This window comes from Streptomyces sp. AC555_RSS877, assembly GCF_019049245.1.
Classification (GTDB): domain Bacteria; phylum Actinomycetota; class Actinomycetes; order Streptomycetales; family Streptomycetaceae; genus Streptomyces.
On record NZ_JAGMUK010000151.1, the window covers coordinates 1 to 6,369 of the forward strand.

The following is a 6,369-nucleotide window of genomic DNA, read 5'->3' on the forward strand; positions in this document are numbered from 1 at the left end:
TCCAGATCGGAGGCCCCATCTTGTCCCAGATGGCGGACGTGAACCCGCGCGGAACCCCCGCCAGGACCACCACACCCCCAGCGGGTTCTCGCCGGAGCCCCTCCAGATCCCTCGAACCCGCTGGTTTCGGAGTACGACCGGCGCACCTGTCCCGAGGGCCTGGTCACCCGAAGGCAGTTACGGGAGATGGGCCTGAGCCCCGGGGGGGCACGGCCCGGTCGCGGTCTTGCGCTGCAAATACTGCGCGTACCGGCCCGACCAGTCGTGCAACCACCCCACCAGGGCCTGGCTGTACAGCGTGGAACTCGCCCGCCCCAAGCGCGTCCCGACGCTCGCGCAGGAAGAGGCGCTGGACCGGGCGATGGCCGCGAGGTCCACCTGCCCGACGTGCCGCCGGAGGTACTACTTCTGCCTTCAGGCTGCCGTATTGCATCGAATGCAACACATCTCGCACTGCGCCAACTCGCTGAGCTGCAGTTGGTGCCCAGGTTAACGCCGGGTCGGTGGCTGATTGCGATGCGCTGACCTGGCGCCCGTTACCGACTCAACGATGATGCGTTAGATGCATCGTGAGTGCTGTCGTTGATATGCCTGGAGCCGCGCGCCTTGTCCTCGCCGACGGTGTTGTGCACCTGGACCCCGAACCCGCTGTCCTGGAAGCGATGCTGGAGGGCTGGGCACTGCAGCAGCGCACGCGCTTCTTGAGGGAGTCGACGATCCACCCCCGGATCGCGCTGGTCCGTCGACTGGCCCGCTTCACCAATGAGTACCCGTGGCAATGGGACCCCGCCGAGGTGGAGGCCTTCTTCGACGACCTTCGCACTCGGCGCCCTGGCAGGCCGCTGGCGGTGTCGACCGCACGGAACTACCAGAACGACCTACGGCTGTTTTTCGACTACATCACCGACACTCGCTACGGCTGGCCGTCCACCTGCAGTGAGCGCTTCGGCCGGGCTCCGGTCCAGCTCTTGCACGAGTGGAACACGATCACCCACACCAGCGAGTACGAAGGAGCCGCCGAACGCCGCCCGCTCACCTACGACGAAGTACAGGCCCTTTTCGACGCCGCCGACGGCCGTGTCGAGGAGATCCGCGCACGACGACGCAAGGGCTCCCTCGCGGCGCTTCGTGACGCCATGGTTTTGAAGACGGTCTACGCCTTCGGCCTGCGGCGCCAGGAAGCGTGCGGCCTGGACCTGTGTGACCTGCGCCGGAATCCCAAGGTCGCCGAATACGGCCGCTTCGGGGCGATCTTCGTCCGTTACGGCAAGGCATCCAAGGGCGGGCCTCCCAAGCGCCGCAGTGTTCTGACCGTCCCGGAGATGGACTGGATCGTGGACGTTCTGGACCAGTACGTCAGCGAGGTCCGCCCCGCCTTCGTGCCTGGCAAGCACCCGGCGTTCTGGATCACCGAGCGCCGCGACCGGATGTCCCTGAGACGGCTGAACGGCGCCTTCGAGACCGTGCGCCGGGCCGCCGCCCTGCCTGCGGAGCTGGACCTGCATTCGCTGCGGCACAGCTACGTGACCCATCTGATCGAGTTCGGTTATCCAGAGAAGTTCGTCCAGGACCAGGTCGGCCACGCCTACGCCAGCACCACGGCCATCTACAGCCACGTCTCGGACGAGTACCGAAACCGGCTGCTGCGACGCTCACTGCAAGCCCGGCACGGCGATCTATGGGGGCAGGAAGCATGATCAGGAAGATGGGCATCGACTGGCAGCTTCGGATCCGGATGGCGGAGAAGGGCATGTTCCAGACCACGGAACTCGTCCCGCTGCTGGCCGAACGCGGCGTGCATCTGTCGCGTGAGCAGGTCTTTCGTCTCGTGACCCAGACACCGCAACGGCTGTCCATGGACACGCTCGCCGCGTTGTGCGACATCCTCGCGTGTGAGCCCAACGATCTGATCCAGGTGGAGGTCGCCAACGCTGAGGTGCGCAAGACCGCCGGCGAGCAGACGGCGTCCCGGCCGCAAGCGCGTCGCACCACGATCCGGCGCCCAGGCCCGGAATGACCGCTCCTCTCCGCCTCGACGAGGCCCACCGACAGGTCATCGCCCACCTGACCGCCCGGCTCACGGGGGTGACCGGCGAACAGGCAGCGCAGGCACTGGAGCGCGGGAAGATCACAGCACGTTCCTGCGTCGGTCTTGCCCGCCATTTCCAGGACCACCAAGACGCCCTGACGAATCCGGGCCCGACACCTCCGCAGAATCTGGTGCGGCTCGCGCATGCCCTGACGGACGCCGGACACGGCCCGGTCACATTGCCGACGTGCGTCGGCTGCGGAAAGACCTCGCGCCAACTCACACATCGCCTCCCGGCCGGACACTGCTGTTCGGCCTGTGCTCGTCGGGTGCGGCCGCCGAATACCTGCTCAGGCTGCGGCCGACAGATGAAGATCAACGCCAGGGGCCCCAACGGTCCGCTCTGCGGCACCTGCTACGGCAAGCACGTTGCCACCGCATGCGGGCAGTGCGGGCGCGTACGTCGCGCGACCTTCCGCATGCCCGACGGCAGTGTCCGCTGTCAGGGGTGCCACCCACGCCCGCTCCGCACCTGCGTCGGGTGCGGAGCTCAAGCTCCAGTCCAAGCGATCTCGGCGGACGGCCCGGTCTGCCGGCGCTGCTACCGACAACCCCAGCGCCGCTGCGGCATCTGCGGAGAAGTCCGCAAGGTCGTCCGGCGTGGCGGCGAGGACACGCCCGATCTGTGTTCCCGCTGCTATGACGCACCGCCGGTCGTCTGCTCCGCCTGTGGCCGGCTACGGCCCTGCGCGCGCAAGGTGGCCGGACAGCCGTTCTGCCAGGGGTGTTATCCCCGCCCTACGGGGCCATGCGCACGCTGTCTCCGTGACCGTCCTGTTCACGCCTACTGGCCGATGGGCCCGGTCTGCACAAGCTGCTACGCGGCAGTGCGTGAACACCCCGGTGCCTGCGTTCAATGCGAACAGCAACGTCCGCTCATCGGTTTCACCGAAGCGGGGGACGGGATCTGCGGACCCTGCGCCGGGGTCGATCTCACCTACGCGTGCCAGCGTTGCGGCACGAGCGAGAGGATCTTCCGCGAGCGATTGTGCACCCGCTGCTTCGCCACGAAGCAGCTGGCCGAGGCGCTCGGTGGAGATGGCACAACAGTCCCCAGACAGCGGCAAGACTTTTACTCGGCTCTTTCCGCCGCCGGACACCCCCGCCGAGTGGCATATTGGCTGACCTGCGACGGCGTGTCGACTCTTTTGTCCCAACTAGGCGCTTCTCATGCGGAGTTCACCCATCAACAGCTCGACGACCTGCCCAACACGCCGACCACTCGCTACATCCGCGACGTCCTCGTCGTCGCTGCGGTGCTGCCGCCGCGGGACGAACGATTGGAGGCCCTGCCCCGCTGGGCGGACGCCCTCTTGGCCCAGGCACCGCTCCCCCAGCGGCAGCTCGTCACCCCCTTCACACATTGGTATCTGCTCCACCGCATCCGCCGGGCCCACCGGCACCGCCCGCTACGCGCCAGCACACAGCACCAGATGCGATCGCGACTGCGCCGGGCCCTGGAACTGCTCGACTGGCTCGACGAGCACGGCACCCCTCTCGGGGAACTCACACAGCCAGAACTCGAGATGTGGCTGGAGGAAGGGGCTGTAGAACGTCGTGAGGTGCGTGCCTTCGTCACCTGGGCGCGAGGTCGGGGCCTTGTCGGCGAGCTCGTAGTTCCCCGGGCACGCATCGCCGCACCCAGCGTCTTCACGACGGACGAGGAGCATGCCGAGCAGCTGCACCGCTGTCTCGGCGACGATTCTCTGCCTCTCGATGTCCGTACGGCTGGAGCCCTGACGCTCCTCTTCGGGCTGCAGCACACCAAACTGCTCGAACTCACCGTGCGCGACGTCATAGACGACAACAAGATGGTGGCGCTCAACCTCGCAGGCCATCGTCTTCCGCTGCCGCCCGAAGTCGCCCGGTTGGTCCGTGCGCAACGCGACCAGTGCCAGGCACGCTGGCAGCTCGATCAGACAGCCAGCACAACACCGTGGCTGTTCCCCGGCCAGGAGCCCGCCCGCCCTCTCGGAGCCACCTACCTCAATTTGAAGCTCCGCCGACACGGCATCGCGCCTCGCGCCGGCCGCAACAACGCTCGTCTCGCGCTAGCCACAGACCTGCCGGCGTCCGTCCTCGCGGACTTCACCGGCACCAGCATCAGCAACGCCACCCGCTGGACCGGATACGCCAGACGCGACTGGCTCGACTACATCGCGTCCCGCACACGGATCTGACCGCTCCCCCGGGCGGCGGCCATGGTCCAGAGAGACCACCACGAGATGGGGGCGGTCATAGCGCCTCGGCGCATTCGTCAACGAACGCGCAAAGCCGACGAATGAGGCTCAAGAAGAAGGGAGTGGGGTCCGAGTCGTCCTGCATGTGAGGTGCATCCTGGAGCCACTGCTGCCACAGGCCACCAGGTTCCCGGAAGCGGTCGGCTTGACCACCTCCAAGGTTCAGGTCGATGAACTGGAGAGCGCCCATGACCACTGTTTGGTCGTATCCGAGGTCAGGGCGACGGAGGTAGCGATCAAGGTAGGCGGCGAGCAGATCAGCGTCGCGCGCCGTTCCGAAACTGGCCAGGGCCACGCTGTAGGCCAGCCCAACACAGCAGACTTCGCTGGCCAGCAGGAGTTCCCCGAGGCGCTCACGGAACTCGGTCCGGCGGGAGACAGCTACGAGCCAAGCCGCAGTTCTCCGTTCTCTCCAACTGCCCTCAAGAAGCGTGGCGATCTCATCCGGAGTAATGAGTCCCGCGTCCTCACAGAGATCTCGTGTGAATCGGTCGTACTCAGGACTTTGCATGCGCAGCAAGCCGTCGCCGAGCTTTAGATAACGCCGCTCGGGCGTGACATAGCGGCGAACCAGGGCCAGAAACTCGGCATCATCACGAGGATCGCGTATCACACGACCGATCTTGCCTTGCACGGAACGCAACCAGCCCGTTCCTTGCCCTGCTTGTCCGAGGACAGGCGATGGCCCACGGGGCTTCCGCGGTGTCGGCGTGCACGTGAACGTACCCAGTCCGGTACAGACGAACGTGCCCGGCGCCGGACCCTCAGGGGACCCACCGGGGAGGCAATCCCGCTTTGGCACGCCAGTGGTCGGCGTCGTGAGGATCGGCCAGCCAGCCGGTCAGACGTTCAGCGCCGGCACTGAATGCCTCGGGCAACGAGGTCTCCTCGCCAACCACGAGCCTCAGGGTGTCGATGTCATGGGTGGCGTGATCGGTCTCGCACCAGCAGGCCACGTTCACCGCCGTGTCGACCGCGAGCCGACCTAGGTCGGTCCACACCACCTGGAGCAAAAACTCCAGCTGGTCGCCTCCCTCGGCGTGCTCGATGACATCCAGCCCAAGGACGACCGGAGTCCCCAGATGTGTGCCCGGGAAGCCCGCGTGTTCCAGGGCCCACTCCCAATCCGCCGTGTCTCTACCTGCACGAGCCGTGTCGACCGTGCCAGCCGCCCGATTCAAGGAGTCCACATCCGCAGCCTCCAGGAGAGGGAAGAGTGCGGTCACGGGGACGTCATCGAAGGCACCTCGCATCATGAGGTGATCATCCCTGTCTCGGGATCGCACCACGAGCCCTTCCGAGACCTCCCGCAGAGAATGCCCACGGCTTGGCGCCTGAGCACGTTCATCCGTACCCGGTTGGGCACTTCGACGAGGACGCCGACACGCGGCGACTTGGCACTGGAATAGCGCGGTTACGGAACAAGTGCACTCCGCCAACACCGCTGCGCACCCAGGGCGTCTGCGATCCCTGCGCCAGGGGCTACGAGCCCAGCCCCGAAACCGTCATGACCTCCCCGGCCACACATCGACTCGCGGCCTGACCACCGATCATCCCGAAGGAGAGTCACCCATGCTCAGCACCCTGTTCGCCCGCCGTCCCGAGGTACAGGACACGGCGACGTGGACGCCGGACGGCACGATCGTCGTCCAGCGATACCGCGGCGCCATTGGAGAACGGGAGGGTGCGATCGTCCTCGTCTACACCGCCGACGGTGACCGAGGGACGTCGTCCTTCGCCGCCGCCTGCCTCGGCTGCACCTACCGCGCAGCCAGCAGCAGCCACAGCAGTCGGCTGACGGAGAAGGAGGCCGCCGACCTCGCCAACACGCACGCGGCCGGCTGCCGCGCGCTGGACCGGGGCATCCCGGCCGCGCCCGACGACGACCAGGCCGCGAAGATCGTGAGCGACCGGCTGTGGGGCCTGCGCATGTCCGGCACCGGCCGCCACCCCGTCTACCTGAGCGACTTCCACGCGGACCGGGTCGACCTCCAGCGCCCGGCCGACTTCATCAAGGAGACGATGCTCCAGCTCGCCAAG

Annotated in this window: 7 protein-coding genes; 5 read left to right on the forward strand and 2 right to left on the reverse strand. The window is 67.0% G+C overall.

All coding sequences use genetic code 11. The annotated features are described in order from the left end of the window. Nucleotides 1-226 precede the first annotated feature (226 nt). The 4 genes from KUM49_RS50020 (at nt 227) to KUM49_RS49125 (ending at nt 4,269) form a co-directional block, all read left to right on the forward strand. Nucleotides 227-493 (forward strand): hypothetical protein, encoded by a 267-nt coding sequence (locus tag KUM49_RS50020; protein ID WP_302185548.1) that lies wholly within the window; start codon nt 227-229, stop codon nt 491-493. Nucleotides 494-587: 94 nt separating this feature from the next. After that, nucleotides 588-1,697 carry a tyrosine-type recombinase/integrase gene (locus tag KUM49_RS37895; RefSeq protein ID WP_254402401.1) on the forward strand — a complete coding sequence of 370 codons (1,110 nt, stop codon included), beginning with the start codon at nt 588-590 and terminating at the stop codon, nt 1,695-1,697. Next, nucleotides 1,694-2,017 carry a helix-turn-helix transcriptional regulator gene (locus KUM49_RS37900; RefSeq protein ID WP_031116469.1) on the forward strand — a complete coding sequence of 108 codons (324 nt, stop codon included), beginning with the start codon at nt 1,694-1,696 and terminating at the stop codon, nt 2,015-2,017. The genes KUM49_RS37895 and KUM49_RS37900 overlap by 4 nt, the downstream gene beginning before the upstream one ends. 1,208 nt (nt 2,018-3,225) lie before the next feature. After that, nucleotides 3,226-4,269, forward strand: coding sequence for a hypothetical protein (locus tag KUM49_RS49125; protein WP_254402402.1), 1,044 nt, complete (start codon nt 3,226-3,228; stop codon nt 4,267-4,269). Between the two features lie 55 nt (nt 4,270-4,324). Here KUM49_RS49125 and KUM49_RS37910 read toward each other — a convergent pair whose 3' ends face one another. Further along, nucleotides 4,325-4,942, reverse strand: coding sequence for a DUF6000 family protein (locus KUM49_RS37910; RefSeq protein ID WP_217241518.1), 618 nt, complete (start codon nt 4,940-4,942; stop codon nt 4,325-4,327). 151 nt (nt 4,943-5,093) lie between these two features. Further along, nucleotides 5,094-5,555 carry a hypothetical protein gene (locus tag KUM49_RS37915; RefSeq protein ID WP_308406937.1) on the reverse strand — a complete coding sequence of 154 codons (462 nt, stop codon included), beginning with the start codon at nt 5,553-5,555 and terminating at the stop codon, nt 5,094-5,096. Between the two features lie 346 nt (nt 5,556-5,901). Here KUM49_RS37915 and KUM49_RS37920 point away from each other — a divergent pair. Then, nucleotides 5,902-6,369, forward strand: a 468-nt coding sequence (locus tag KUM49_RS37920) for a hypothetical protein (protein WP_217241517.1), incomplete at its 3' end; no start/stop codon positions are given.

What these genes read in the sequence shown, in the direction of transcription:
- KUM49_RS37895 (WP_254402401.1), top strand. Translation starts at nt 588, where the DNA reads ATGCCTGGAGCCGCGCGCCTTGTCCTCGCCGACGGTGTTGTGCACCTG.
- KUM49_RS37900 (WP_031116469.1), top strand. Translation starts at nt 1,694, where the DNA reads ATGATCAGGAAGATGGGCATCGACTGGCAGCTTCGGATCCGGATGGCG.